Genomic DNA, 387 nt, shown 5'->3' with positions numbered 1-387 from the left:
GCCAGATCTTTATCGGAGCCAGACTTTGCATTTTCGTCCAGAAATGCCCACAACCGATTGATATACTGGTCGTTTCCTAACTTTCGCTCTCCAAGCTTAGCTTCTCTTGGCGGGTAAATCGAGTCCGCCACATCTTTTATAACACGTCGGGCCGCTGTTAAGGCGTGCGACCAATCTTCAGATGACGTCGATGACAGCCGCTCATATGCGGACATAAATTTTTCAATTGCGCTCGGGCAAGTATCTAGAAGAAGTGTGTCCACTCGATCACGAATTACGTTGAACTGTCGGCTAGGTATTTCTCCAAAGTTAAGCGTTTTGTATAGGCGTGTCGCCCAAGAGTATGTTTCATTAGAGGATGCGGATATTGTGCCTTGGAGATTAGTT

General features: G+C 46.5%; 1 protein-coding gene. It reads right to left on the bottom strand.

The genetic code is table 11. From position 1 onward, the window contains the following. On the bottom strand, positions 1-215 hold a 215-nt coding region (locus tag B3187_RS09725), incomplete at its 3' end, for a hypothetical protein (protein WP_286806081.1). Between the last annotated feature and the right edge of the window lie 172 nt (positions 216-387).

It is taken from the genome of Marinimicrobium sp. UBA4209 (assembly GCF_002381585.1).
Lineage (GTDB): Bacteria > Pseudomonadota > Gammaproteobacteria > Pseudomonadales > Cellvibrionaceae > Marinimicrobium > Marinimicrobium koreense.
This window is presented reverse-complemented; position numbering and strand designations above follow the sequence as displayed.